This is a genomic window from Pseudomonas sp. GM79 (assembly GCF_000282495.1).
Lineage (GTDB): Bacteria > Pseudomonadota > Gammaproteobacteria > Pseudomonadales > Pseudomonadaceae > Aquipseudomonas.
Genome location: NZ_AKJE01000038.1, coordinates 1 through 25,387, shown reverse-complemented (window position 1 = coordinate 25,387; position 25,387 = coordinate 1). Strand labels below are relative to the sequence as shown.

Below are 25,387 nucleotides of genomic sequence, written 5' to 3'. Positions count from 1 at the left end.
ACGATTCGGGGTCCCGCGCATTTATGACTGATGTTTCCCCAGGAAAGCCATCAGCCGGCACACCGATCTTTTTGACCGGTTGCACCTTGGCCGCGAATGCTATTCAACAAAGCAAATAAGGTGCAACCAGTTTCGTGCGAATAAGTTGCACCTAGTCGGATTTTCTTGAAAAGGGTCGGTTTTTGCTCCTTTTCAGGGCGTTTTCCGGGTTGCACTAGAAGTAAAAGCACCAAGCCGGCGCGGGAGGGATGTACCAGAATCAGTTTCCTGACGAGCTGCTTATTATTCCGACAAAAAAAGGGTTGCACCCGGTTGCACCTCGACCGACGCACAGCTAATCTTGCCGCCAGCTGATGCCACGCGGTCGTGGCAAACATGAGGATAAAAATATGGCTACCACCACTCTTGGGGTCAAACTTGACGACCCGACCCGCGAACGCCTCAAGGCCGCCGCGACCTCGATTGATCGCACGCCGCACTGGCTGATCAAGCAGGCAATTTTCAATTACCTGGAAAAACTCGAGGGTGGTGCAACCCTGTCCGAGCTGAACGGTTTGAACGGCAAGGAAGTTGACGACGCGGGCGAGATCCATGTCGATCACGCGCATCAGTGCTTCCTGGAGTTCGCTGAAAGCATCCTCCCGCAATCGGTGCTGCGCGCCTCTATCACTGCCGCCTACCGTCGCCCGGAACCTGAAGTGGTGCCGATGCTGATCGAGCAGGCGCGCCTGCCGGCCCCGATGGCTGAAGCCACCAACAAGCTCGCCGCCTCGATTGCCGAAAAATTGCGCAATCAGAAAAGCGCCGGCGGCCGTGCCGGGATTGTTCAGGGCCTGTTGCAGGAATTTTCCCTGTCGTCCCAGGAAGGCGTGGCACTGATGTGCCTGGCCGAAGCGCTGCTGCGCATCCCGGACAAAGGCACCCGTGACGCGCTGATCCGCGACAAGATCAGCACCGGTAACTGGCAGCCGCACCTGGGCAACAGTCCGTCGCTGTTCGTCAATGCCGCCACTTGGGGCTTGCTGCTGACCGGCAAACTGGTCGCCACCCACAACGAAGCGGGCCTGACGTCGTCCCTGAGCCGCATCATCGGCAAGAGCGGCGAGCCGATGATCCGCAAGGGCGTCGACATGGCCATGCGCCTGATGGGCGAGCAGTTTGTCACCGGTGAAACCATTGCCGAAGCCCTGGCCAACGCCAGCAAGTTCGAAGCCAAGGGCTTCCGCTATTCCTACGACATGCTGGGTGAAGCTGCACTCACCGAACATGACGCCCAGAAGTACCTGGCCTCGTACGAACAAGCCATTCACTCGATCGGCAAAGCCTCCCACGGTCGTGGGATTTATGAAGGCCCGGGTATTTCGATCAAGCTGTCCGCCTTGCACCCGCGTTACAGCCGCGCCCAGTACGAGCGCGTGATGGACGAGCTGTACCCGCGCCTGCTGTCGCTGACCCTGTTGGCCAAGCAATACGACATCGGCCTGAACATCGACGCCGAAGAAGCCGACCGCCTCGAGCTGTCGCTGGATCTGCTGGAGCGCCTGTGCTTCGAGCCGCAACTGACCGGCTGGAACGGCATCGGTTTCGTGATCCAGGCTTATCAAAAGCGTTGCCCGTACGTGATCGACTACGTGATTGACCTGGCTCGTCGCAGCCGTCATCGCCTGATGATCCGCCTGGTAAAAGGCGCGTACTGGGACAGCGAAATCAAACGCGCCCAGGTCGAAGGCCTGGAAGGCTATCCGGTCTATACCCGCAAGGTGTACACCGACGTTTCCTACATTGCCTGCGCACGCAAACTGCTGTCGGTGCCGGAAGTCATTTATCCGCAGTTCGCCACGCACAACGCCCATACCCTGTCGGCCATTTACCACATCGCCGGTCAGAACTATTACCCGGGTCAGTACGAGTTCCAGTGCCTGCACGGCATGGGCGAACCGCTGTACGAACAGGTTGTAGGCAAATTTTCCGAAGGCAAGCTGAACCGTCCGTGCCGCGTGTACGCTCCGGTTGGCACGCACGAAACACTGCTGGCGTACCTGGTGCGTCGTCTGCTGGAAAACGGCGCGAACACTTCGTTCGTCAACCGCATCGCCGACCAGTCCATTTCGATTCAGGAGCTGGTGGCCGATCCAGTGGCCAGCATCGAGCAGATGGCGACGCTGGAAGGCGGCTTCGGCCTGCCGCACCCGCGTATCCCGCTGCCGCGTGATCTGTATGGTGCCGAGCGCGCCAACTCCAGCGGCATCGACATGGCCAACGAACATCGTCTGGCTTCCTTGTCCTGCGCCCTGCTGGCCACCGCTCATAACAACTGGAAAGCGGCGCCGATGCTCGGCTGCGCGTCCAGCAGCGAAACCCCTGCGCCAGTCCTGAACCCGTCGGATCTGCGTGACGTGGTTGGTCACGTGCAAGAAGCCACCGTCGAAGATGTCGACAACGCAATTCAGTGCGCCCTGAACGCTGCACCGATCTGGCAGGCCACCCCGCCCGCCGAACGCGCCGCGATTCTGGAACGTGCCGCCGATTTGATGGAAGGCGAGATCCAGCCGTTGATGGGCCTGTTGGCGCGTGAAGCCGGCAAGACCTTCGCCAACGCCATCGCCGAAGTGCGTGAAGCCGTGGACTTCCTGCGTTATTACGCGGTGCAGGCGCGCAACGATTTCACCAACGACGCCCACCGTCCATTGGGGCCGGTGGTCTGCATCAGTCCGTGGAACTTCCCGCTGGCAATCTTCAGTGGTCAGGTCGCTGCTGCCCTGGCCGCCGGTAACCCGGTACTGGCCAAGCCTGCGGAACAAACCCCGCTGGTGGCCGCTCAAGCCGTGCGTTTGCTGATCGAAGCCGGGATTCCGGAAGGCGTGCTGCAATTGCTGCCGGGCCGTGGCGAAACCGTCGGCGCCCGTCTGGTCGGCGATGATCGGGTCAAAGGCGTGATGTTCACCGGCTCCACCGAAGTCGCTCGCTTGCTGCAACGCAACGTCGCCGGTCGCCTGGATGCTCAGGGTCGTCCGATTCCGCTGATCGCCGAAACCGGTGGCCAGAACGCGATGATCGTCGATTCCTCGGCGCTGACCGAACAGGTGGTGATCGACGTGGTGTCCTCGGCCTTCGACAGCGCCGGTCAGCGTTGCTCGGCGCTGCGGGTTCTGTGCCTGCAGGAAGATTCCGCCGACCGTGTCATCGAAATGCTCAAGGGCGCCATGGCTGAATGCCGTCTCGGTAATCCAGAGCGCCTGTCCGTGGACATCGGCCCGGTGATCGACGCCGAAGCCAAGGCGGGCATCGAGAAGCACATCCAGGCCATGCGCGACAAAGGTCGCAACGTGTACCAGGTGGCCATCGCCAACAGCGAAGAAGTCAAACGCGGCACCTTCGTGATGCCGACCCTGATCGAGCTGGAAAGCTTCGACGAACTGCAACGGGAGATCTTCGGTCCGGTGTTGCACGTGGTTCGCTACAAGCGCAAAGACATCGATCAACTGATCGGTCAGATCAACGCTTCCGGCTACGGCCTGACCTTGGGTGTGCACACTCGTATCGACGAGACCATCGCCAAGGTGATCGACAACGTCAACGCCGGTAACGTCTACGTGAACCGCAACATCGTCGGTGCTGTGGTTGGCGTGCAACCGTTCGGCGGTGAAGGTCTGTCGGGTACTGGCCCGAAAGCCGGTGGTCCGTTGTACCTGTACCGTTTGTTGTCGACGCGTCCTACCGATGCAATCGAACAATCCTTCGCTCGCGGCGATGCTATCGCTGCACCGGACGTCCGTCTGCGTGATGCCATGAGCAAACCGCTGACTGTGCTGAAAGCCTGGGCCGACAGCAACAAGTTCGCTGACCTGAGCACCCTGTGCGTACAGTTCGCGGCGCAATCGCAGAGCGGGATCACCCGTGTTCTGGCCGGCCCGACCGGTGAGCGCAACAGCTATGCCATCCTGCCGCGTGAACACGTGCTGTGCCTGGCAGACGTCGAAGGCGATCTGCTGACTCAATTGGCTGCGGTATTGGCCGTGGGCGGCTCGGCGGTATGGCCGGACGCTGAACCGGGCAAGGCCCTGTTCGCACGCCTGCCGAAAGAAATTCAGGCGCGGATCAAGCGGGTGGCTGACTGGACCAAGGACGAAGTGGTGATTGATGCGGTTCTGCATCACGGCCATTCCGATCAGTTGCGTGCGGTCTGCCAGCAAGTGGCCAAGCGTGCCGGTGCGATTGTTGGGGTTCATGGCTTGTCGCAGGGCGAAACCAATATTGCGTTGGAGCGTCTGGTGATCGAGCGGGCGTTGAGTGTTAACACTGCTGCGGCGGGTGGTAATGCCAGCCTGATGACTATCGGCTAAACCGCAATAAGACCGGGCGCCTGCAATGGGTGCCTGGTTTGCAAAATCCCTGTGGGAGCGGGCTTGCTCGCGAAGGCGAAGTGTCAGTCGACATCAACATTGACTGATCCACCGCATTCGCGAGCAAGCCCGCTCCCACATTTGATTAGCGGTGCCCGCACCACACCATCACGCTCATCAATCATCCTGTTCAGCCTCTATTCCCACGCCTAGACTCGGCCCATTCCAAAAAAAGGTAGGCCGCCATGTCCGAGACGTTGCTCAGTTCCCGTAATCTGGCTTTCGAGCTGTATGAAGTCCTTGATGCCGAGGGCCTGACCCAGCGTGAGCGGTTCGCCGAGCACAACCGCGAGACCTTCGATGCGGCTATCGGCACCGCCCGCAGCATCGCCGAGAAATTCTTCGCCCCGCACAACCGCAAGGGCGACGAGAACGAACCGCGCTATGAGAACGGTCAGGCAATTCTGATTCCGGAAGTGAAACCGGCGGTGGATGCGTTCCTCGAAGCCGGTTTCCTCAACGCCGCGCGCAGTTTCGACGCCGGCGGCATGCAACTTCCTACACTGTTGTCCCAAGCGTGCTTTGCGCACTTTCAGTCGGCCAACGCGGCGTCGACCTCTTACCCGTTCCTGACCATGGGCGCGGCGAACCTGATTGAAAGCTTCGGCACCGATGAGCAGAAGCAGCGCTTCCTGCAACCGATGATCGACGGTCGTTTCTTCGGCACCATGGCGCTGACCGAACCTCATGCCGGCTCGTCGCTGTCAGATATTCGTACCCGTGCGGAGCCTGCGTCCGACGGCACCTATCGCCTCAAGGGCAACAAGATTTTCATCTCCGGCGGCGATCATCCCCTGTCGGAAAATATCGTGCACATGGTGCTGGCCAAACTGCCGGACGCACCGGCCGGGGTGAAGGGCATTTCGTTGTTTATCGTGCCCAAGTTTTTGGTCAACGATGACGGCAGCCTGGGCAAACGCAACGACGTGTTGCTGGCCGGATTGTTCCACAAGATGGGCTGGCGCGGCACCACATCCACCGCGCTGAACTTCGGCGACAACGGCGAGTGCGTCGGCTATCTGGTGGGCAAGCCGCACCACGGTTTGAGCTACATGTTCCAGATGATGAATGAGGCGCGGATCGGCGTCGGCATGGGCGCGGTGATGCTGGGTTACGCCGGTTACCTGTATTCCCTGGAATACGCTCGCGAGCGTCCGCAAGGTCGGGTGCCGGATAGCAAGGATCCGACCACCGCACCGGTGGCAATCATTCAGCATGCCGACGTCAAACGCATGCTGTTGACGCAGAAGGCGTACGTCGAAGGTTCGTTCGACCTTGGGCTGTACGCGGCGCGGTTGTTCGATGACACCACGACCCTTGAGACTGAGGCCGAGCGCAAGCAGGCCCATGAGCTGCTGGATTTACTGACGCCGATCGTCAAATCCTGGCCGTCGGAGTTCTGCCTGAAGGCCAACGAACTGGCGATCCAGATTCTCGGCGGCCACGGTTACACCCGTGAGTATCCGGTGGAGCAGTATTACCGCGACAACCGTCTGAACCCGATTCATGAAGGCACTCATGGCATTCAGTCGCTGGACTTGCTGGGCCGCAAGCTGGCGCAGAACGGGGGTGCGGGGCTCAAGCAATTGATCCGGCTGATTGCCGATACCGCCGAGCGCGCTCAAGCGTATGAATCGCTGACGCCGCTGCGTGAGCCGTTGGAGAAACTGGTAGCGCGCCTGCAAAGCGTGACCATCGGCCTGTTGACCGATCTGGCTCAAGGCAAGGTCAACAGCAGCCTGGCGAACTCGGCGCTGTACCTGAAAGTGTTCGGGCACACGGTGATTGGCTGGCGTTGGCTGGAACAGGCGATTCGTGCCGAGGAAGGGTTGGCCAAGGGCAATATAGCGGATGAGAGCTTCTATAAAGGCAAGCTGCAGGCGGCGCGGTATTTCCTGACGTGGGAAGTACCGGGTTGTCACCATGAGCTGGCGATTCTTGAGGCGCGGGATGATGTTTGCCTGACGATGCGGGATGAGTGGTTTTGATCCCACCCTTGTGGTGTTGCTGAAATTCGCGAGCAAGCCCGCTCCCACACTGGCTCTGCGGTGAACATATTATTTATGAACACCGTTGATCGAATGTGGGAGCGGGCTTGCTCGCGAAGGCGTCAGTACAGGCAATACATTTATCAGCTCAACTTGAACCCACCCATCTGCCGTGCCAAATCATCCGCCAACCGCTGCAACATCTGACAATCCTCACGACAAGTCCTGACTTCCCCCGCTGTCGCTCGAGCCAAATCAGAAATCCCCTGCACATTCCGGTTGATCTCCTCAGTCACCGCCGACTGCTCTTCCGTCGCCGTGGCCACCTGATGGTTCATGTCGCTGATGCGCTCGACCTGCCCGGTAATCGCCGTCAACGACGCCCCGGTGCGCTGGCTCGACTCAACGCCGGTGCCGGTCGCCGCTTGCCCGGCGTGCATGGAAGACACCGCATTCTCCGCGCCTTGCTTGAGGCTGCCGATCATCTGCTGAATCTCGTCGGTGGACGACTGAGTCCGCCGCGCCAATGTCCGCACTTCATCGGCCACCACTGCAAACCCGCGCCCCATGTCCCCGGCCCGCGCCGCTTCGATGGCCGCATTCAAAGCCAAAAGGTTGGTTTGCTCGGAAATCCCGCGAATCACCGCCAACACTTGATCGATGGACGCCACTTGATGGGCCAACTCGCCCACCGCACCGGCAGCGATACCAATCTCATCGGACATGCTTTCGATATGCCGAATCGACCCGCCCACTACGACCCGCGCCTGCAGCGCTTCATCCCGTGCGGTTTGTGAAGCGACGGCCGCGTTGCCGGCGTTCTGCGCGATTTCCTGCACGGTCAGGCCCATCTCGTGGACAGCGGTGGCGACCATGTCGGTCATTTCCTGCTGACGGCCCGAGCGTTCGGCCGTGTTGTCCACCACCCGCGCCACTTGGCCGACCGCCGTGCGCAAGCGCTCACTGGTGGCCAGGACTTCGCCGATCATGTCGCGCTGACTTTCCAGAAAGCGATTGAAGCCGCGAGCGAGGTCACCCAGCTCATCGGCGCGGCTGGAATCTAACCTGTGGGTCAAATCTCCACCACCGCTACCGATGGCTACCAGTGCCGCTGTTACCTGACGAATCGGTCGCACCAATCCACGGGCCAGCAATACCACCAGCATCAGGCAAACCAGTGCCACCGCCAGGCCGATACCACTGCTCATCCACATCGCGCGGCGGGCTTCGGCGTAGATCTGCGACTGCGGCACTTCGGCCACCAGGGTCCAGCCCAGATCACGTAGCGGCAGGCTCAATGCCAGAAAATCTTCGCCATCGCGGACAAAACTGCTGGTGGCGAACGCGGTGGAGGTAGAGAGCTGCCCCATGACCGCTTGCGCCGCCGTGGCACCGATCTGCTCGACCAGCGTGCGTTTGCCGCTGAACTGCGTCTCGGGGTGAATCTGGATCAAACCGTCGGAGCGCACGAGATAGACCTTGCCGCGTTCACCGAAGTTGAAATTCTGGATCAGCTCCGACAGCTCTTTCATGCTCAGGCCCAGCCCGGCGACGCCCACGACTTTGCCGGCCTGCTCGACCTTGAGGTCGATGAACAGCGCCAACTCACCGGTGGCGGTGTCATTGTCGATATTGAGGGTGCGCGGCTGGTTGCTGTCGAGGAACGAATAGAACCAGGCGTCGTTGGGATTGGAACGGCTGAGCGTCCGGTCCAGGCCTTTTTCAGTGAAGTAATGGCTTGAAGCGGCCCCGATAATCAGCGCGGTAAAGGCTTTGTGCTCGGCGCGCAGGCCTTCCAGATACTTCACGAAGGTGTCGGTCTGGGCACTGCTTTCGCCCCCGGCCAACCAGTCGCGCACCATGCTGTTACTGGCGATGTCCTTGGCGGCGGTGAGGGGTTGAACGAGGATTCGTTCGATGTCGTTGCGCATCGCTTCGATGCTCGACGGCAGCGCTTGTTCGACCAGATAGCGCTGGGCGAGGCGGTCGACCACGAGGGTATAAACGCCAACCACGATCAGAATACTGACCAGCAGGGCGGTGCCCATGCTCAGGATCAACTGCCACTGAATACTGCGTCGCCAGAACTGCATGGAGCACCCCCAAAGAATAAGAGGCTGAAACACTGCAACAGCCATGCCGATTGTATACAACTCAAACGACAATTTATTCTTTGGTTGTGCGCAAAGCTGATCAGGCCTGATTGATGGTCTTGGCGATCACTTCAACCGTGGCGCTGACTTGCTCTTGGTAACGGTCGAGTTCTTGCTGGTGACGCTTTTGCATTTCGATCTGCTGCGAGCACAGATTCATCGCCGCCAACACCAGCAAGCGGTCACCGATCAGCGTCGGGTATTTCTTTTTGGTCTCGGCCAGGGCGGCTTTCAACATTAATGCGGCGTCCAGCAGGGTCTGCTCTTCCCCGGCCGGCGCCTTGATCGAATAGTCCTCCCCCAGAATCGAGACGACTTTTACCCCCGGGGCGCCATAACTCATGCGCTGACAGGGCCGGCGCTGACGCGCTCAACCAAGGCCTGAATGCGTGCGGCGGTGGTGCCTTGTTTCTCTTCCTGTTCCATCAGGCTCAGTTGCAGGCTTTCGTTTTCATCCTTGACCTGGGCCAGTTCTGCACTCAGGGATTGATTGGTGCCGAGCAGGGTCTGGTTCTGCTGCACCAGGTCGCTGACCAGTTGTTCCAATTGGCTTAGGGATGCTTCCAACATTTTGATTTTCCAGGCATTTTCAAAGGGCGCGTACGATAAAGAAAAGTCACCACTGACGCCAGGGTTATTCGGGCGCAAGGCCTTGATTTTGCTGGCGGGCGACCTTCCTCGCGATCTTTAAAGACTGTGTTTGGCGGCTCTGGTTCCTGCACTTCGTCGCCGCAACCCTTCTGCGACAAAAGCGCGCAGCACCTCAAGACTTTAGTCGTATGACCGATAAGTCATGCATACAGCAGTCTCAGCCCCGCACGGATGCGCTTTTTTCGGTGAACACCATGTCTTTACGAAATATGAATATCGCACCGCGGGCATTCCTCGGTTTTGCCTTGATTGGCGGCCTGATGCTGGTTCTGGGCGTGTTCGCCCTGAATCAGATGAGCAAGATTCGCGGCGCCAGCGAAAACATCATCCAGACCAATGTGCCAAGCATCAAGGCACTCGATGAGTTCACCCAGCTCACTTTGCGTTTGCGGGTTCTGTCCTATCGGTTGCTGACCAATCGCGAGCCGGATGTGCAGCAAAAAACCATGGCTCTGTTCGAGCAACGCAATGAGCAAATCCGTACCGCCCAGACCGAGTACGAAAAATACATCAGCAGTCCTGAAGAACGCGCCAGCTACGATCAGTACGTTCAGTTGCTGAACCAATACCGTCAGCTCGAAGACCGTATGAAGGGCCTGTCGCGCAATAATCAGATCGAAGAGTTGCGCACACTGCTCAACACCGATTTGCTGACCAACTCCGAAGCAGTCAACAACGTGCTCAATCGGCTGATGCAGATCAACAACGAGCAGGCGACGAAGATCAATCAGCAAGCCGCCGATCAGTACTCGTCGGCCTTCAACCTGGTGGTGACCCTGCTGGTCATCGCCACCGGCCTGACTCTGCTATTCGCCTGGCTGCTGACCAACAGCATCACCAAGCCGATCGCCAATGCCCTGAGCGCCGCCGAAGAAATCGCCGAAGGCAACCTGACGCGCCCGATCACCGTCGATGGTGAAGACGAAGCCGGTCGCCTGCTGGCCGCCATGGCGAAGATGCAGGAAAAACTGCGTGACACCCTGCAACGGATTTCCGGTTCGGCCACGCAACTGGCGTCCGCCGCGGAAGAGCTCAACAGCGTCACCGACGAAAGCGCCCGTGGCCTGACCCAGCAGAACAACGAAATCGAACAGGCCGCCACCGCCGTCAATGAAATGACCAGCGCCGTGGAAGAAGTCGCCCGCAACGCCGTGAGCACCTCCGAAGCCTCGAAAAACGCCACCACGTCGGCTGGCGACGGTCGTGACCTGGTACAGGAAACCGTGAGTGCCATCGAGCGCATGAGCGCCGACGTACAGAGCACCGCCACCCTGATCGGCGATCTGGCTAATGAGTCGCGAGACATCGGCAAAGTGCTGGATGTGATTCGCGGTCTGGCCGACCAGACTAACCTGCTGGCATTGAACGCAGCCATCGAAGCAGCCCGTGCCGGTGAAGCCGGTCGTGGTTTCGCGGTGGTCGCCGACGAAGTACGTGCCCTGGCCCATCGCACCCAGCAGTCGACCAGCGAAATCGAACGCATGATCGGCAGCATCCAGAGCGGCACCGAACACGCCGTGGATTCGATGCGCAACAGCACCGAACGCGCCGAATCGACCTTGAATATTGCCCGTGGTGCAGGCATGTCGCTGGACACTATTAATAGCGCCATCGTCGAAATCAACGAACGCAACCTGGTGATCGCCAGCGCGGCCGAAGAGCAGGCACAGGTGGCCCGTGAAGTGGACCGCAATCTGGTGAACATTCGTGACCTGTCGGTGCAATCGGCCACGGGCGCCAACCAGACGAGCGCGGCCAGCAACGAGCTGTCGCGCCTGGCGCTGGACCTGAACAACATGGTTGGGCGGTTTAGCCTCTAAACAAAGATCGCATCACTGCCGAAAAGATCGCAGCCTCGTTTCACTCGACAGTTCCTACAGGTTTACGCAGATCCTTTGTAGGAGCTGTCGAGTGAAACGAGGCGCGATCTTTTGATCTGCAAAAGCTTTTTGACAGCATCACATTTCAACAGGTTAGAATCGCTGGCACGCAGACTGCATGGTCAGTTTGTGCCCGCCTTTAGCTTTCTGGAGTACTGCCTTTGAATGCGACGACCATCAACAGCCTGTTCTTGATCGGCGCGTTGCTGGTAGGTGCGAGCATTCTGGTGAGCTCACTTTCATCGCGCCTCGGTATCCCGATTCTGGTGATCATCCTCGCGGTGGGCATGTCGGCCGGTGTCGACGGTGCCGGCATTATTTTCGATAACTATCCAACGGCTTATCTGGTCGGCAACCTCGCCCTGGCAGTGATCCTGCTCGACGGCGGCTTGCGCACCCGGGTGGCGAGTTTTCGCGTGGCGTTATGGCCGGCGCTGTCGCTGGCCACGGTCGGAGTGTTGATCACCACCGGACTGACCGGAATGGCGGCGGCGTGGTTGTTCGACCTCAATATGATTCAGGGCCTGCTGATCGGCGCCATCGTCGGTTCCACCGACGCCGCGGCCGTATTCTCGCTGCTGGGCGGCAAGGGCCTGAACGAACGGGTGAGCGCGAGCCTGGAAATCGAATCCGGCAGCAACGATCCGATGGCGGTGTTTCTCACCGTGACCTTGATCGATATGCTTGCCAGCGGCGAGACGGGCCTGCACTGGGATCTGCTGGGGCATTTGGTGCGTGAGTTCGGCATCGGCGGTGTGATTGGCCTCGGTGGTGGCTGGCTGATGCTACAACTGGTCAACCGTATCAACCTGGCGACCGGCCTTTATCCGATTCTGGTGATTGCTGGCGGATTGGTCGTGTTTGCCCTGACCAACGCCCTGCACGGCAGCGGCTTTTTGGCGGTGTACCTGTGTGGCCTGGTGATCGGCAACCGCCCGGTCCGCAGTCGGCACGGCATTTTGCATATGCTCGACGGCATGGCCTGGCTGGCGCAGATCGGCATGTTCCTGGTGCTGGGGCTGTTGGTTACGCCCCATGACCTGCTGCCGATTGCCTTGCCTGCACTGGGCCTGGCGCTGTGGATGATTCTGTTTGCCCGCCCGCTGTCAGTGCTGGTCGGCCTGTTGCCCTTCAAGGCATTCCATGGCCGCGAAAAGGCATTCATTTCCTGGGTTGGCCTGCGCGGTGCCGTACCGATCATTCTGGCGGTGTTCCCGCTGATGGCGGGGCTACCCAATGCTCAGCTCTACTTCAATCTGGCGTTCTTTATCGTCCTGGTATCGCTGCTGGTGCAAGGCACGAGCCTGCCCTGGGTTGCCAAACTTTTGAAAGTGACCGTCCCGCCGGAGCCCTTGCCGATTTCCCGATCGGCGCTGGAAGTGCATGTCACCAGCGAGTGGGAGCTGTTCGTGTATCGCCTTGGTGCCGAGAAATGGTGCATTGGATCCCCTCTTCGCGAGCTGAAAATGCCCGAAGGTACCCGTATCGCGGCCCTCTTTCGTGGCCAACAACTGCTCCATCCGTCGGGTAGCACGGTGCTCGAAGTCGATGATTTGCTCTGCGTAATCGGCCATGAACACAACCTTCCGGCCCTCGGAAAACTCTTCAGTCAGGCCCCGCAACGGGGGCTGGATTTGCGCTTCTTCGGCGACTTCGTACTCGAAGGAGACGCCCAGCTGGCCGCGGTTGCTGCCCTGTACGGGTTGAAAGTCGAAGGCATCGATCCAAACATGTCCCTGGGCCACTTCATTGCCCAGAAAGTGGGCGGTGCCCCCGTAGTGGGCGACCAGGTGGAATGGAACAACACCCTCTGGACCGTCGCTGTCATGGAAGGGAACAAGATTGGTAAGGTAGGCGTCAGATTCCCCGAAGGAAGTCGCCCCGGCCCCGGCCTGTTCCTCTAAACTCCACACTTCGTCTCGTTTTCGATCGGTCTTTATGTCAACTCTGCGCACCTTTTTCATCATGGCCCTGCTGGGCTTGAGTCTTTCCATCAGCACGCTGCAAGCCGCCGAACCGCCGTCCAGCGAAGCCGTGCAAGCGAGCCTGAACAAGATCGCCGACCGCAAACTGCCGGAAGCCGATCAAAAGGCCCTGCAAGCGGTCTTGCAGGGCACGCTCACCCAACTCAACAACCAGCGCAATTACGATCAGAAGCTGATTGATCTCAAGCAGCAGCTGACCAATGCGCCAAAGCAGAACATCGAGAACCAGCGCGAACTGACCCGCCTCAAGGCCACCAAAGTGGTGCCGGTGGCGCAACGCTATACCAAAGAGACCATTCAGCAGCTTGAGCAATTGCTGACCGAGCGCTCCACCCAGCAAAGCGATCTGCAGAAAGCCCTGGCCGAAGCGAACAGCCTGATCATCACCGCCCAGACTCGCCCCGAGCGCGCCCAGGCCGAAATATCTGCCAGCCAGACACGCATCCAGCAGATCAACAACATCCTCAAGCTCGGCAAGGACAGCGGCAAGACCTTGACCGCCGAGCAGCGCGACCAGCTCAACGCCGAGCTCGCGGCGCTGAATGCACTGATCCCGTTGCGTCGCCAGGAACTGGCCGGCAACAGCCTGTTGCAGGATTTGGGCAACAGCCAGCATGACCTGCTCACGGAAAAATCCAATCGCCTGGATCAAGAGATCCAGGAGCTGCAAACCCTGATCAACCAGAAGCGCCTGGCCCAGTCTCAAGAGACCGTCACTCAGCAGTCCATCGAAGCGCAGAAGGCCGGCGGCAGCAGCCTGCTGGCCACCGAAAGCGCGGCCAACCTGAAGCTCTCCGACTACCTGCTCAAAAGCACCGACCGCCTCAATGAAGTCACCCAACAGAACCTGCAGACCAAGCAGCAACTGGACAGCGTGACCCAGAGCGACTCGGCGCTGGAGGAACAGATCAACGTGCTCAAGGGCAGCCTGCTGCTCTCCAAGATTCTGTACAAACAGAAACAGGCACTGCCGCGTCTCAAGCTCGACCGCGATCTGGCGGACCAGATTGCCGACATTCGCCTGTATCAGTTCGAAGTCAGCCAGCAACGGGAACTGCTCAGCAACCCGACAACCTATGTCGACAACCTGCTGGCGACACAACAGCCCGAGCAAATCACCCCGCAACTGCGCAAGAGCCTGCTGGAACTGGCCACCACCCGCGCAGACCTGTTGGAGCGCTTGAATCGCGAACTGAGCGCGGTACTCAACGAATCCATCACGTTGCAACTCAATCAGAAACAACTGCTCAGCACCGCGCAAAGCCTAAGGGCGACGCTGGATGAACAAATGTTCTGGATTCCCAGCAACAAGCCGCTGGATCTTGAGTGGATATACGCCGTGCCGGAACGCCTGGAACGTCAGGTCACTACCCTGCCGTGGGCCTCGAGCGTGAGTGAGCTGACCGATGGCCTGACCCAGCGGCCGCTGCTGTTCCTGCCGCTGGCCTTTCTGATCGGGGCGCTGTTGTGGCGCCGAAAAAATCTGTATGCGCGCCTGAACAAGGTTCACCTGGACATCGGCCATTTCAAGCGCGACAGCCAGTGGCACACACCGCAAGCGATTCTGATCAACATCCTGCTGGCGATGCCCGTTTCCCTGGCACTAGCCTTGTGCGGCCTGGCGCTGCAGATCGACGCCCGCGGGCAGAACGCCAATATGGGCGCGGCGCTGCTGCAAATGGCCCAGGCCTGGCTGGTGTTCTACACCGCCTACCGCATCCTCGCGCCGGGCGGCGTGGCCGAACTGCATTTCCGCTGGGAAAAACCTCAGGTCGAATTCCTTCAAGGCTGGATTCGCCGACTCGGCCTGGTAGTGATGGCCCTGGTGGCGGTGGTGGCGGTCGCCGAGTTGCAACCAGCGATACTGGCCGATGACGTGCTCGGCATGCCGGTGGTGCTGACTTGCTACGCCTTGATGGCCTGGCTACTCAGCCGCCTGCTGGTCAGCAGCCCGACTCACCAGAACGCTTCACTGTTCCGCAAGGCCGTGGGTGTTCTGTTCACAGCCCTGCCAATCGCGTTGTTCGTCGCCGTGTGCTTTGGCTACTACTACACCGCGCTGAAACTCAGCGACCGGTTGATCAACACGCTGTACTTGCTGATGTTCTGGCTGGTGATCGAAGCGACCTTCGTCCGTGGCCTCAGCGTTGCGGCACGGCGCCTGGCCTATCAACGCGCCCTGGCCAAACGTCAGGCTGCAAAAGAGGCTGGCGATGGCGAAGCGGTGATCGAAGAGCCGACTCTGGACATCGAGAAGGTCAACGAGCAGTCCCTGCGACTGATTCGCCTGGCCCTGCTCGGCGGTTTCATCGCGGCGCTGTATTGGGTCTGGTCGGACCTGATCTCGGTGTTCTCGTACCTGGATAACATCACCCTTTACGAATACACCAGCGGCACCGGTGCCAACATGAGCATGGTGCCGATCAGCATCGGCGACATGCTCGGCGCGCTGATCATCATCGGCATCACCTTTGCGCTGGCGCGCAACCTGCCGGGCTTGCTGGAAGTGTTTGTGCTGTCGAAGCTGAACCTGGCCCAAGGCAGTTCCTACGCCACGACCACGCTGCTGTCCTATGTGATTGCCGGTGTCGGTTTCGTCACGACCCTGTCCACGCTCGGCGTGAGTTGGGACAAGCTGCAATGGCTGGTGGCCGCGCTGTCGGTCGGCCTCGGTTTCGGGATGCAGGAGATCTTCGCCAACTTCATCTCCGGCATCATGATCCTGTTCGAACGCCCGGTGCGGATCGGTGACACCATCACCATCGGCAACCTGTCGGGCACAGTGAGCAAGATCCGCATCCGCGCCACGACCATCACCGACTTCGACCGCAAGGACATCATCGTCCCGAACAAGACGTTCATCACCGGGCAACTGATCAACTGGTCCCTGACCGACACCATCACTCGAGTGACCCTCAAGCTCGGCGTCGACTACGGCTCGGACCTGGACCTGGTGAAAGAGCTGCTGCTCAAGGCTGCCCGGGATAACCCGCGCGTGCTGAAGGATCCGGAACCCCACGTGTACTTCCTGAACTTCGGCGAAAGCACCCTCGATCACGAGTTGCGTATGCATGTGCGCGACCTCGGCGACCGCAACCCGGTGCTCGATGAGGTCAACCGCTTTATCAATCGCGAGTTCAAGAAGCAGCACATCAACATCTCGTTCCGGCAGATGGAGGTCTACCTCAAGAACCTTCACGGCCAGGAATACAAGATGGTGCCGATCGAGCCGGAAGCCAAAACCATCGTGCCGGTGGTCGACAGCAAACCGCGGCGCGAACCGCCACCTGTCGAACTCGACTAACCGTGCTATCCCTAGCAGAATGCTCGGACATTCTGCTGGAGATGGCCGTTGAAAGCCCTCGACGAACTGACCTTCGACAATCGCTTCGCCCGCCTGGGCGATGCGTTCTCAACCCATGTGCTGCCCGAGCCCATCGCCGCTCCGCGACTGGTGGTCGCCAGCCCCGCCGCCATGGCGTTGCTGGACCTGGACCCGGCCGAGGCCGAGACGCCGGTATTCGCCGAACTGTTCGGCGGCCACAAGCTCTGGGCCGAGGCCGAGCCGCGAGCGATGGTCTATTCCGGGCATCAGTTCGGCTCTTACAACCCACAGTTGGGCGACGGTCGTGGCCTGTTACTGGGCGAGGTCTATAACAACGCCGGCGAGCATTGGGACCTGCACCTCAAGGGCGCCGGTCAGACGCCTTACTCGCGCATGGGCGATGGCCGGGCGGTGCTGCGCTCATCGATCCGCGAGTTTCTCGCCTCCGAAGCCCTGCATGCGCTGAACATTCCCACCACTCGCGCGCTGTGCGTGATCGGCTCCGACACGCCGGTCTGGCGTGAGAAACAGGAGCGCGCGGCCATGGTCCTGCGTTTGGCCCCCAGCCATGTGCGCTTCGGGCATTTCGAATTCTTCTACTACACCAAGCGCCCCGAGCAACAGAAAGAACTCGGCGAGCACGTGCTGGCCATGCATTTCCCGCATTGCCTGGAACAGCCGGAACCGTACCTGGCGATGTTCCGCGAAATCGTCGAACGCAATGCCGAGCTGATTGCCAAATGGCAGGCCTATGGGTTCTGCCACGGCGTGATGAACACCGACAACATGTCGATCCTGGGCATCACCTTCGACTTCGGCCCGTTCGCCTTCCTCGACGACTTCGACGCCCACTTCATCTGCAACCACTCCGATGACCAAGGCCGCTACTCCTTCAGCAACCAAGTGCCGATCGGCCAGTGGAACCTCAGCGCCCTCGCCCAGGCCTTGACGCCGTTCATCAGCGTCGAAGCTCTGCGCGAAACCCTCGGCCTGTACCTGCCACTGTTCCAGGCCCACTACCTGGACCTGATGCGCCGCCGCCTCGGTCTCACCACTGCCGAAGACGACGACCAGAAATTGCTGGAGCATCTGCTGCAACTGATGCAGAACAGCGGCGTCGATTACAGCCTGTTCTTCCGCCGCCTCGGCGACGAATCACCGGAGCAGACCCTCGCCCGTTTACGCGATGACTTCGTCGACCTCAAGGGCTTTGATGCATGGGGCGAGCTTTACATCGCCCGGGTTGCCCGTGAAGGCGTGGTTGACCAGGAACAGCGCCGCACGCGCATGCATGCGGTCAATCCGCTGTACATCCTGCGTAATTATCTGGCGCAAAAAGCCATCGATGCGGCGGAAAGTGGCGACTATGCAGAAGTTCGTCGTTTGCACGCGGTATTGAGCAATCCGTTCGAGGAGCAGCCTGGAATGGAGCGCTACGCCGAACGGCCGCCGGAGTGGGGCAAGCATCTGGAGATCAGTTGTTCGTCGTGAGACTTAACAACACTGAGTATTCAGACTGGTACTGGCCGGCGCTCATGGTCATAGGCTTCGATATGGTCGCCTATGATCTCCACCAGGTTTTCCAACGGATGTAATTCTTCTCCGCCCATCATTGCTAGCAATTCATACCGCGACTCAGCCAGCAGGTTGTATTCAGCTTCCGATTCAGGTCGTTTTAATAGCCAGGCTACAAATGGCCAGTGTTCGACGGCTCGCTTAACGATATCGCTCATTATTGCTCCCTATTAGTGATGCTTCGGTCTTGCTGCGTGAAAATAGGGCTCAAGACTAAGAGTTGAACAGCTCTCAGCCAATCAGTCAGGGACACCAGCACTCGTAGGGTGTATCTCAAACCAAGGAAGGTTATTGCCTACAAATTTCTGCCTTGATAAACATCATTTCCGACTCCAGATCAGTGCCATAGATTGCCTACTCATCCGGAACCCAATCATGCCTGACCCACTCCTCATCCCCTGCCCCCACTGCAACGGCCTGAACCGCATCCCCGCCGAGCGCCTCAACGATCATCCAAAATGCGGTCGCTGCAAAGCCGAAGTCCTGCTCAACAAACCATTCGAATTGAAGCAAGGCGATTACGCCAGTCAGATCAAGGGCGACCTGCCGTTGCTGGTGGATGTGTGGGCGGACTGGTGCGGGCCGTGCAAGTCGTTTGCACCGGTGTTCGAGCAGGCGGCGGGGCAATTGGCGGGCAAGTGTCGGCTGGCCAAGCTGGACAGCGAGGCAAATCAGCAACTGTCGGCGCAGTTGGGGATTCGCTCGATCCCGAGCCTGATTCTGTTCAAGAACGGCCGGGAAGTGGCTCGCCAGAGCGGGGCCTTCCCGTTGCCGCAGTTGATGAGCTGGTTGCGCAGTCAGGGGATTTGAAAACTGCACGAGGCCAAATGTGGGAGCGGGCTTGCTCGCGAAAGCGGTCTGACAATCAAAGATAATGTTGACTGTTATGACCCCTTCGCGGGCAAGCCTCGCTCCTACATGATGGGCTAATCAGGTGTTTTCCAGCAGGTTGTGCAGGTCGACGAACTGCAGCGTCAGTTTGTGTCGTGGATCGAGATGGATCAGCGGCGTGTTGGCCTGATGGGATTCGCGCATCCGCACTGAACTGGCCAGGTACACAGGCAACACCGGTAGCCCTTCGGCGATCAGTTCGTCGAGGATCTGTTGAGGCAAACTGGCGCGGGCCTGGAACTGGTTGACGACAATGCCTTCAACCTCCAGCCCTTCGTTGTGGTCTTCCTTCAATTCTTCGATTTCCGCCAGCAAGCCATACAGCGCCTGACGCGAAAAACTGTCGCAATCGAAGGGAATCAGCACACGATCAGCGGCGATCAAGGCCGAGACGGCATAAAAATTCAGTGCTGGCGGCGTATCGAGGTAGATTCGGTCGTAATCGCCGTCCAGTTCCTCGAGCAATTTTCGCAGCTTGTTGATCTTGTGCTTGGCCTCAAGCTTGGGCTGCAAGTCAGCCAGCTCGGCGGTCGCGGTAACGACGTGAAGGTTATCGAATGGAGTTTCGTAGATATCGACCTGGTTTTTCTTCGAGAACGGCCCGGAGGACAGAGTCTGCTTGAAGAAGTCAGCGATCCCCATCGGAATATCGTCACCGGTGAGTCCCGTCAGGTATTGAGTGGAGTTGGCCTGGGCATCGAGATCCACCAACAGCGTGCGATAGCCTTCGCTGGCACTGACCGCCGCCAGATTGCAGGCAATACTCGACTTGCCCACGCCACCTTTCTGATTGAACACCACGCGCCGCATGTCAAAACCTCCGTGTATCAAAGAATGACCGAGTGTAGTAGTCCACGGCGCTGCTTAGCTACCTTGCTGGCATCGGGACTACACAGTCATTGGTAATTTCCGTCGAAAAAAACCGCCAACTCGCCCAACGACAGCCGATAGAGCCGACAGACATGTCCGACGCAACGTGGATAATGGCCAAACGACAGCTTTTTTGCGAACCAGACGGTACATTTCGTTGCACAAAATGTAACCAGCATTTGCTACACGCCCGCCGCACCGGGATAATGCGCGCCACTCGGCGTTAAGCGCCACGTAAGGTCTGCCGCGATTTTTGCGGCTCACCGCGTCAAAAGGAAGCCCGCAGGGGCGGGATGAATGTCTGTGATCAACTTCAACATCGCCCAATGGCGCGCGTGGGCCCCCGGGCTTGAAAGCGTGGATGACTGGCAGGCCTGGAGCCGGCAACCGATCGTGCTCGAGCGCAGCGATGCCGCCCCCGATGTGTCGTTTCTGCCGGCCATGCAGCGTCGGCGACTCAGCCGTCTGGCGCGGATGGCGTTCAGCGTCGGCTGGCCTTTGGCCGATGGTCGCCAGGACCTACCGTTGGTCTTTATTTCCCGCCATGGCGAAACCCCGCGCACCTTCGACATTCTCAGCGATCTGGCGACTGATCAACCGTTGTCGCCCACTCAGTTCAGCTTGTCGGTGCACAACGCGGTGATCGGCCTGTGGTCGATCATGCGTGGCGAAACCAGCGAAATGACCGCCCTCGCCGCGGCTGGCGATGGCCTTGAACACGGCATGCTAGAAGCGGCGGCGCTGCTTGAGGAAGGCGCGCCCGCGGTACTGCTGGTAGTGACAGAAGAGCAACCGCCCGAAGCCTACTCGGCCTGGATCGACGATGTGCCATTCCCCTACGCGGTGGGCCTGTTGATTACGCCTGGCAATCAGTGGCAGCTGTCGCTGAACAGCACCACGCAAGCGTTGTCCAAAACCCACTGGCCCCATGCCCTGAATCTGTTGCGTACCCTGCTCGGCCAGCAAACGACCTGCCAACATGCCTGGAAAAATCGTGTATGGACCTGGCAACGCAACCTGTGACCGATAAAAACCGCGACGCCTATTACTGGCGCCTGCTGGCCACTGCCGCAAGCTTCACCCTGTTCGGGTTGGGCGGGCTATGCCTGCGATTGGTGGTATTCCCGCTGCTGAGTTGCCTGCCGGGAGACGCTCAGGCCCATCGTCAGCGTGCCCGACAGACAGTGAGCCGCTGTTTCTGGTTTTTCATTCGGTTCATGGCTCGCACTGGCGTGCTGACTTATGACATCCAGGGCGCGGAAAAACTCGGACGGCCAGGGCAAATGATCGTTGCCAATCACCCCTCGTTGATCGATGTGGTGTTTTTGATCGGCCTGGTGGGCCACTCCAACTGTGTGGTCAAGAAAAGCCTCTGGGAAAACCCGTTCACCCGCGCCCCGCTACGCCGCACCGATTACATCAGCAACGATGGCAGCATGGATATGCTCGACGCCGCTGCCGACGCGTTGAAAAGCGGTCAGACCCTGATCATCTTTCCCGAGGGCACCCGCACCCAACCCGGCAAACCGCCGGCCTTTCATCGGGGGGGCGCGGCAATCGCCCTGCGCGGTGCGAGAATCCTCACCCCGGTGATCATCAAGGTCAGCCCGACCACATTGACCAAGGCCGAACCCTGGTATCGGATTCCCAAACGCCGCGTGCACTTCAGTTTTCGCGTCGGGGCCGATATAGACCCACAGGCCTTCGCTACGCAAGGGCCTGCGCCTCAGGCCTCGCGCAAGCTCAATGATTATTTGCACCATTACTTTATTAAGGAGCTCGCCGAAGATGAGCGATCTACACCGTGAGATAAAAGAACTGATCATCGAAGCCCTGGGCCTCGAAGACATCAGCGTCGATGATATCGGCGATGAACAAACGCTGTTCGGCGAAGGTTTGGGCCTGGACTCGGTAGACGCCCTGGAACTCGGCTTGGCCATCCAGAAAAAGTACGGCATCAAAATCGATGCCGACGCCAAGGACACCCGTAATCACTTCACCAACGTGGCGAGCCTTGCGGCGTTCGTCACTGCAAAACAGGCAGCTTGAGACCGGACCATGCAAACTCGTGACGATATTTTCAATACCCTGCGCGATGCTCTGGTCGAACTCTTCGAGCTGGAGCCCGAGCGCATCAGTCTGGGGTCCAACCTGTATCAGGATCTGGAAATCGACAGCATCGATGCGGTCGACCTGATCGATCACATCAAACGCCAGACCGGCAAGAAAATCGCCGCCGAAGAATTCAAATCGGTGCGTACCGTCAGCGACGTGGTCGAGGCGGTCTACCGTCTGGTTCAACCGGCCGCATGAGCCGATTGATCGGCCTGGTCCTGCTGCTGGCAGGCCTGTTGTACCCCTTTGCGGTGTATTTCGGCATGGAGCATTTTGCCCCGTGGCAGTTCGCTCTGCTGCTGGGCAGCCTGTGGCTGGCGCGGGCGCTGACTGGCGAGCGGCGGCCTGGCAGCCTGTGGATGGCCGTGGTCGCCATCGCGTTCTGCCTGCTGCTGGCGCTGTTCGACAGCCCGGTGCTGCTGCGCTGGTACCCGGTGCTGATCAGCGCGTTCATGTTGGTACTGTTCGGCCTGAGCCTGAAATATGGCCCGCCGATGATTGAACGCCTGGCCCGTCTGCGAGAGCCGGAGTTGCCGGCCAGGGCCATTCGCTACACCCGTCAGGTGACGATTGCCTGGTGCTTGTTTTTTCTCTGCAACGGCTTGTGCGCCACTGCCCTGACCCTTTGGGCGCCACTGAGTTGGTGGATGTTGTACACCGGCCTGATCTCCTATGGATTGATCGGCCTGATGTTTGCCATTGAATGGCTGATACGACAACGGGTAAGAGGCCGCCCATGAATTGGATAACACTTGAGCAACTGTTGCTCAAGGCTCAGCCGGACCGTGCCGTGACGGTCGAACCGGCGTTGAATCATGCGCAATTGTGCGAACAGGCCCTGAGCCTGGCTGCCGGCCTGCAAGCTCAGGGGGTACAGCGCATCGCCGTGCACCTTGAGGACGCTGCCGACCTGGCCATTGCCCTGCTCGGCGCCTGGCGTGCAGGGGTCAGCGTACTGTTGCCCGCCGACCTGCAAGCGCAGACTCGCCAGCGCTGGTCGACCGAGGTCGATCTGTGGCTGACCGATCAGGCTACCGACGCGCACCTGAGCGATTATCGTCATCCACCGCTGCCGGCCAGCCCGCTGGATCTGGATCGCTGTCAACTGAGCCTGTGCACCTCCGGTTCCAGTGGTGCCCCCAAGCGCATCGACAAAACCCTGCGCCAACTGGCCAATGAAGTCCAAGCGCTGGAGCACCTGTGGGGCGCAGATCTGGGCGAGGCCTGCATCATCGGCAGCGTTGCCACGCAGCACATCTACGGGTTGCTGTTTCGGGTGCTGTGGCCGTTGTGCGCCGGGCGCTCGTTCGTCCGCAAGCAATTGGCCTTCCCTGAAGACTTGCAGCGCGCCAGCCGCGAACACCCGGCCTTCGCCTGGGTCGCCAGCCCGGCGCTGCTCAAGCGCATGGGCGACAACCTCGACTGGCCAGCGCTGGGCGCGGTGCGCCGAGTGTTTTCCTCCGGTGGCGCGCTGCCCGCCGAAGCGGCGCAAAGCCTGCATGAGCGCCTGCAACAATGGCCGACAGAAATCTTCGGCAGTTCGGAAACCGGCGGCATCGCCTGGCGTCAGGGCCAGCATCTCTGGCAGCCCTTCGCCGATGTTGCGCTGAGCCAGGACAGCGATGGCGCCCTGCTTATCGCCTCACCGTACTTGCCGGCCGGCCATATTGAACACACCGCCGATGCCGCGCGCATCGCCGCCGACGGCCGTTTCGAGCTGTTGGGACGGCTGGACCGAATCGTCAAACTGGAAGAAAAACGTATCTCGCTACCGATGCTCGAACAAGCGCTGACGGCTCACGACTGGGTCGCCGAAGCGCGCCTCGGTGTGGTTCAGGAAAACCGCGCTTCATTAGGGGCGCTGCTGGTACTCAGCGAGCGAGGCCTGCGTGCCTTGCGCAATCAGGGTCGACGCAGCCTTACTCAAGCCTTGCGTCAGCATCTGAGTCAACATTGTGAAACGCTGGCCCTGCCACGCCGCTGGCGCTTGTTGCGGCAGCTACCGCTGAACGCGCAAGGCAAACTGCCCCAGGCCGAGGTGGAAGCCTTGCTGCTGGCACCCCGTCCAAAAGCGCCGCAAGTGCTGGAGCAGCTCGAAGTCGATGGCGAGTGGAGCCTGCAACTGGCGGTCCCGCCAGACCTGGCGTATTTCAGCGGCCACTTTCCCCGAGCGCCGGTATTGCCCGGTGTGGTGCAGGTGGATTGGGCATTGAGCCTGGGCCAGCAATTGATGAATCTGCCGGCAAAATTTTCCGGTATGGAAGTACTGAAATTCCAGCAACTGGTACGCCCCGGTGATGAAATCCAGCTGCACCTGCGCTTCGACTCGGCGCGCAGTAAATTGTATTTCGCCTATCGCAATGAAACCGCTACCTGCTCCAGTGGGCGGATTTTGCTGGAGGCGTCAAGCGATGCATAACCTGTGGCGAGGGAGCTTGCTCCCGCTGGGCTGCGAAGCGGCCCCCAAATCAACCAACGCAGACTTCATTGCGAGCGCTTCGCACTCGAACGGGAGCAAGCTCCCTCGCCACAGCAAGCGCCTTCAAAACAAGGGTTCTGTGGAGGTTTCTGATCATGCATAACCCCTGCGCAATCATCCCGGTCTACAACCACGAAACCGCAATCACCGCCGTGGTCGATGCGCTGCTTGCCAGCGGCCTGCCCTGCATTCTGGTGGACGATGCCAGCAGTCCTGCCTGCGCCAAGGTGCTTGACCAACTGGCCCGGCGAGACCGGGTTTACCTGATCAGGCTCACCGTCAACCAGGGCAAGGGCGGCGCGGTGATGACCGGCTTGCGCGAAGCGTCGCGCCTGGGCTTCAGCCACGCCTTGCAGGTGGACGCCGACGGCCAGCACGACCTGCAAGACGTCAAAGTCTTCATCGAACATTCACGCGCCTATCCCGACGCGGTGATTTGCGGTTATCCGCAATACGACGCCAGCGTGCCGAAAGGCCGTTTATACGCCCGCTACCTGACCCATGTGATGGTCTGGATCAACACCCTGTCGTTGCAGATTCGCGACTCCATGTGCGGCTTCCGTGTCTACCCATTGCCACCGACCCTGGCACTGATCGACTCGGCCAGGATCGGCAAGCGTATGGACTTCGACTCCGACATCCTGGTGCGCCTGGCCTGGCGCAATCAGCCGATGCAGTGGCTGAAAACCAGGGTTCATTACCCTCTGGATGGCGTCTCGCATTTCCGTCTGTTCCACGACAATGTACTGATTTCGAGCATGCACACCCGGCTGTTCTTCGGCATGTTGCTGCGCGCACCGGTAATCCTCTGGCGACGGTGGCGAGCATGAGCGACAACGCAGACAAACAGCACTGGGCCGACCGCCAGGAGCGCGGCAGCTTCTGGTTGATGAAGTTCACTGCGCTTTGCGCAAAAGTCTTGGGTCGCCGACTGCTGAGCCCACTGCTGTACGGCATCGTGCTGTACTTTTTCCTGTTCGGACGCAGCGCCCGCCAAAGCGCCTGGCAATACCAGCAGCGGCTTGCCGACTGGAGCGGTCGCAGCGAGTTGCGTCCGAGCCATTGGCGGGGG

Annotated in this window: 19 protein-coding genes and 3 pseudogenes; 16 read left to right on the top strand and 6 right to left on the bottom strand. The window is 59.9% G+C overall.

The features are described 5' to 3' along the window. Window positions 1-389: 389 nt before the first annotated feature. Window positions 390-4,343 (top strand): trifunctional transcriptional regulator/proline dehydrogenase/L-glutamate gamma-semialdehyde dehydrogenase, encoded by a 3,954-nt coding sequence (putA, locus tag PMI36_RS17770; protein WP_008071069.1) that lies wholly within the window; start codon window positions 390-392, stop codon window positions 4,341-4,343. Between the two features lie 245 nt (window positions 4,344-4,588). Beyond that, the gene (locus PMI36_RS17775; RefSeq protein ID WP_008071067.1) at window positions 4,589-6,391 is read left to right on the top strand and encodes an acyl-CoA dehydrogenase; all 1,803 of its coding nucleotides are present in this window, start codon (window positions 4,589-4,591) and stop codon (window positions 6,389-6,391) included. Between the two features lie 143 nt (window positions 6,392-6,534). Here PMI36_RS17775 and PMI36_RS32450 read toward each other — a convergent pair whose 3' ends face one another. From PMI36_RS32450 to PMI36_RS17790, 4 genes and pseudogenes are all read right to left on the bottom strand, one after another. Beyond that, entirely contained in the window at window positions 6,535-7,266 is a 732-nt protein-coding gene (locus PMI36_RS32450) for a methyl-accepting chemotaxis protein (protein WP_443216697.1), read from the bottom strand. Between the two features lie 135 nt (window positions 7,267-7,401). Then, window positions 7,402-8,439 (bottom strand): annotated as a pseudogene (locus PMI36_RS32445) (HAMP domain-containing protein); the annotation flags it as partial. A gap of 145 nt (window positions 8,440-8,584) precedes the next feature. Next, window positions 8,585-8,887, bottom strand: coding sequence for a cell division protein ZapA (locus PMI36_RS17785; protein WP_008071056.1), 303 nt, complete (start codon window positions 8,885-8,887; stop codon window positions 8,585-8,587). Next, a complete protein-coding gene (locus tag PMI36_RS17790; protein WP_008071054.1) occupies window positions 8,884-9,114 on the bottom strand; it encodes a hypothetical protein in 231 nt (76 codons plus the stop codon). Before PMI36_RS17790 ends, PMI36_RS17785 begins: the two co-directional genes overlap by 4 nt. A 209-nt stretch (window positions 9,115-9,323) precedes the next feature. On the opposite strand from PMI36_RS17790, the pseudogene PMI36_RS32440 reads away from it, so the two are divergent. From PMI36_RS32440 to selO, 5 genes and pseudogenes are all read left to right on the top strand, one after another. Beyond that, window positions 9,324-9,884: pseudogene (locus PMI36_RS32440) on the top strand (MCP four helix bundle domain-containing protein); the annotation flags it as partial. A 3-nt stretch (window positions 9,885-9,887) separates the two neighbouring features. Further along, window positions 9,888-11,015, top strand: coding sequence for a methyl-accepting chemotaxis protein (locus PMI36_RS17795; RefSeq protein WP_443216696.1), 1,128 nt, complete (start codon window positions 9,888-9,890; stop codon window positions 11,013-11,015). A 221-nt stretch (window positions 11,016-11,236) separates the two neighbouring features. Then, a complete protein-coding gene (locus tag PMI36_RS17800) occupies window positions 11,237-12,979 on the top strand; it encodes a potassium/proton antiporter (RefSeq protein ID WP_008071049.1) in 1,743 nt (580 codons plus the stop codon). 34 nt (window positions 12,980-13,013) lie between these two features. Continuing rightward, window positions 13,014-16,364 (top strand): mechanosensitive channel MscK, encoded by a 3,351-nt coding sequence (gene mscK, locus PMI36_RS17805; protein WP_008071047.1) that lies wholly within the window; start codon window positions 13,014-13,016, stop codon window positions 16,362-16,364. Window positions 16,365-16,412: 48 nt separating this feature from the next. Then, window positions 16,413-17,876: a protein adenylyltransferase SelO gene (gene selO, locus PMI36_RS17810; protein ID WP_008071045.1), complete on the top strand. Its 1,464-nt coding sequence runs from the start codon at window positions 16,413-16,415 to the stop codon at window positions 17,874-17,876. A 20-nt stretch (window positions 17,877-17,896) separates the two neighbouring features. Here the strand turns inward: selO and PMI36_RS17815 are convergent, their stop codons facing one another. After that, window positions 17,897-18,118, bottom strand: coding sequence for a hypothetical protein (locus PMI36_RS17815; RefSeq protein ID WP_008009123.1), 222 nt, complete (start codon window positions 18,116-18,118; stop codon window positions 17,897-17,899). A gap of 217 nt (window positions 18,119-18,335) precedes the next feature. Between PMI36_RS17815 and trxC the strand changes: the two genes are divergently transcribed. After that, window positions 18,336-18,770 (top strand): thioredoxin TrxC, encoded by a 435-nt coding sequence (gene trxC / locus PMI36_RS17820; RefSeq protein WP_008071044.1) that lies wholly within the window; start codon window positions 18,336-18,338, stop codon window positions 18,768-18,770. A gap of 120 nt (window positions 18,771-18,890) precedes the next feature. Here the strand turns inward: trxC and PMI36_RS17825 are convergent, their stop codons facing one another. Next, window positions 18,891-19,661: a ParA family protein gene (locus PMI36_RS17825; protein WP_008071043.1), complete on the bottom strand. Its 771-nt coding sequence runs from the start codon at window positions 19,659-19,661 to the stop codon at window positions 18,891-18,893. Between the two features lie 357 nt (window positions 19,662-20,018). Between PMI36_RS17825 and PMI36_RS17830 the strand changes: the two genes are divergently transcribed. The 8 genes and pseudogenes from PMI36_RS17830 to PMI36_RS17865 all read left to right on the top strand — a co-directional run. After that, window positions 20,019-20,744: a beta-ketoacyl synthase chain length factor gene (locus PMI36_RS17830; protein ID WP_008071042.1), complete on the top strand. Its 726-nt coding sequence runs from the start codon at window positions 20,019-20,021 to the stop codon at window positions 20,742-20,744. Further along, on the top strand, window positions 20,720-21,529 hold the full coding sequence (locus PMI36_RS17835; RefSeq protein WP_008071041.1) for a lysophospholipid acyltransferase family protein: 810 nt from the start codon (window positions 20,720-20,722) through the stop codon (window positions 21,527-21,529). Before PMI36_RS17830 ends, PMI36_RS17835 begins: the two co-directional genes overlap by 25 nt. Further along, window positions 21,510-21,770 (top strand): phosphopantetheine-binding protein, encoded by a 261-nt coding sequence (locus PMI36_RS17840; RefSeq protein ID WP_008071040.1) that lies wholly within the window; start codon window positions 21,510-21,512, stop codon window positions 21,768-21,770. Before PMI36_RS17835 ends, PMI36_RS17840 begins: the two co-directional genes overlap by 20 nt. Before the next feature lie 9 nt (window positions 21,771-21,779). Further along, window positions 21,780-22,034, top strand: coding sequence for an acyl carrier protein (locus PMI36_RS17845; protein ID WP_007903178.1), 255 nt, complete (start codon window positions 21,780-21,782; stop codon window positions 22,032-22,034). Further along, entirely contained in the window at window positions 22,031-22,576 is a 546-nt protein-coding gene (locus PMI36_RS17850) for a hypothetical protein (protein ID WP_008071039.1), read from the top strand. Before PMI36_RS17845 ends, PMI36_RS17850 begins: the two co-directional genes overlap by 4 nt. Next, window positions 22,573-24,255, top strand: coding sequence for an acyl-CoA synthetase family protein (locus tag PMI36_RS17855; protein ID WP_008071037.1), 1,683 nt, complete (start codon window positions 22,573-22,575; stop codon window positions 24,253-24,255). The genes PMI36_RS17850 and PMI36_RS17855 overlap by 4 nt, the downstream gene beginning before the upstream one ends. Window positions 24,256-24,410: 155 nt before the next feature. Continuing rightward, window positions 24,411-25,145, top strand: a complete 735-nt coding sequence (locus PMI36_RS17860) for a glycosyltransferase family 2 protein (protein WP_008071035.1) — start codon at window positions 24,411-24,413, stop codon at window positions 25,143-25,145. Continuing rightward, window positions 25,142-25,387, top strand: a pseudogene (locus PMI36_RS17865) (glycosyl transferase); the annotation flags it as partial. The gene PMI36_RS17860 and the pseudogene PMI36_RS17865, both read left to right, overlap by 4 nt.

Excerpts from the sequence above, each read along its gene's own strand:
- PMI36_RS17825 (WP_008071043.1), bottom strand. The coding sequence starts at position 19,661 with ATGCGGCGCGTGGTGTTCAATCAGAAAGGTGGCGTGGGCAAGTCGAGT.
- mscK (WP_008071047.1), top strand. The coding sequence starts at position 13,014 with ATGTCAACTCTGCGCACCTTTTTCATCATGGCCCTGCTGGGCTTGAGT.
- PMI36_RS32450 (WP_443216697.1), bottom strand. The coding sequence starts at position 7,266 with ATGGTCGCCACCGCTGTCCACGAGATGGGCCTGACCGTGCAGGAAATC.
- PMI36_RS17775 (WP_008071067.1), top strand. The coding sequence starts at position 4,589 with ATGTCCGAGACGTTGCTCAGTTCCCGTAATCTGGCTTTCGAGCTGTAT.
- PMI36_RS17790 (WP_008071054.1), bottom strand. The coding sequence starts at position 9,114 with ATGTTGGAAGCATCCCTAAGCCAATTGGAACAACTGGTCAGCGACCTG.
- PMI36_RS17850 (WP_008071039.1), top strand. The coding sequence starts at position 22,031 with ATGAGCCGATTGATCGGCCTGGTCCTGCTGCTGGCAGGCCTGTTGTAC.
- PMI36_RS17840 (WP_008071040.1), top strand. The coding sequence starts at position 21,510 with ATGAGCGATCTACACCGTGAGATAAAAGAACTGATCATCGAAGCCCTG.
- PMI36_RS17815 (WP_008009123.1), bottom strand. The coding sequence starts at position 18,118 with ATGAGCGATATCGTTAAGCGAGCCGTCGAACACTGGCCATTTGTAGCC.
- putA (WP_008071069.1), top strand. The coding sequence starts at position 390 with ATGGCTACCACCACTCTTGGGGTCAAACTTGACGACCCGACCCGCGAA.
- trxC (WP_008071044.1), top strand. The coding sequence starts at position 18,336 with ATGCCTGACCCACTCCTCATCCCCTGCCCCCACTGCAACGGCCTGAAC.
- PMI36_RS17785 (WP_008071056.1), bottom strand. The coding sequence starts at position 8,887 with ATGAGTTATGGCGCCCCGGGGGTAAAAGTCGTCTCGATTCTGGGGGAG.
- PMI36_RS17845 (WP_007903178.1), top strand. The coding sequence starts at position 21,780 with ATGCAAACTCGTGACGATATTTTCAATACCCTGCGCGATGCTCTGGTC.
- PMI36_RS17835 (WP_008071041.1), top strand. The coding sequence starts at position 20,720 with ATGGACCTGGCAACGCAACCTGTGACCGATAAAAACCGCGACGCCTAT.
- PMI36_RS17795 (WP_443216696.1), top strand. The coding sequence starts at position 9,888 with ATGCAGATCAACAACGAGCAGGCGACGAAGATCAATCAGCAAGCCGCC.
- PMI36_RS17855 (WP_008071037.1), top strand. The coding sequence starts at position 22,573 with ATGAATTGGATAACACTTGAGCAACTGTTGCTCAAGGCTCAGCCGGAC.
- PMI36_RS17860 (WP_008071035.1), top strand. The coding sequence starts at position 24,411 with ATGCATAACCCCTGCGCAATCATCCCGGTCTACAACCACGAAACCGCA.
- PMI36_RS17830 (WP_008071042.1), top strand. The coding sequence starts at position 20,019 with ATGTCTGTGATCAACTTCAACATCGCCCAATGGCGCGCGTGGGCCCCC.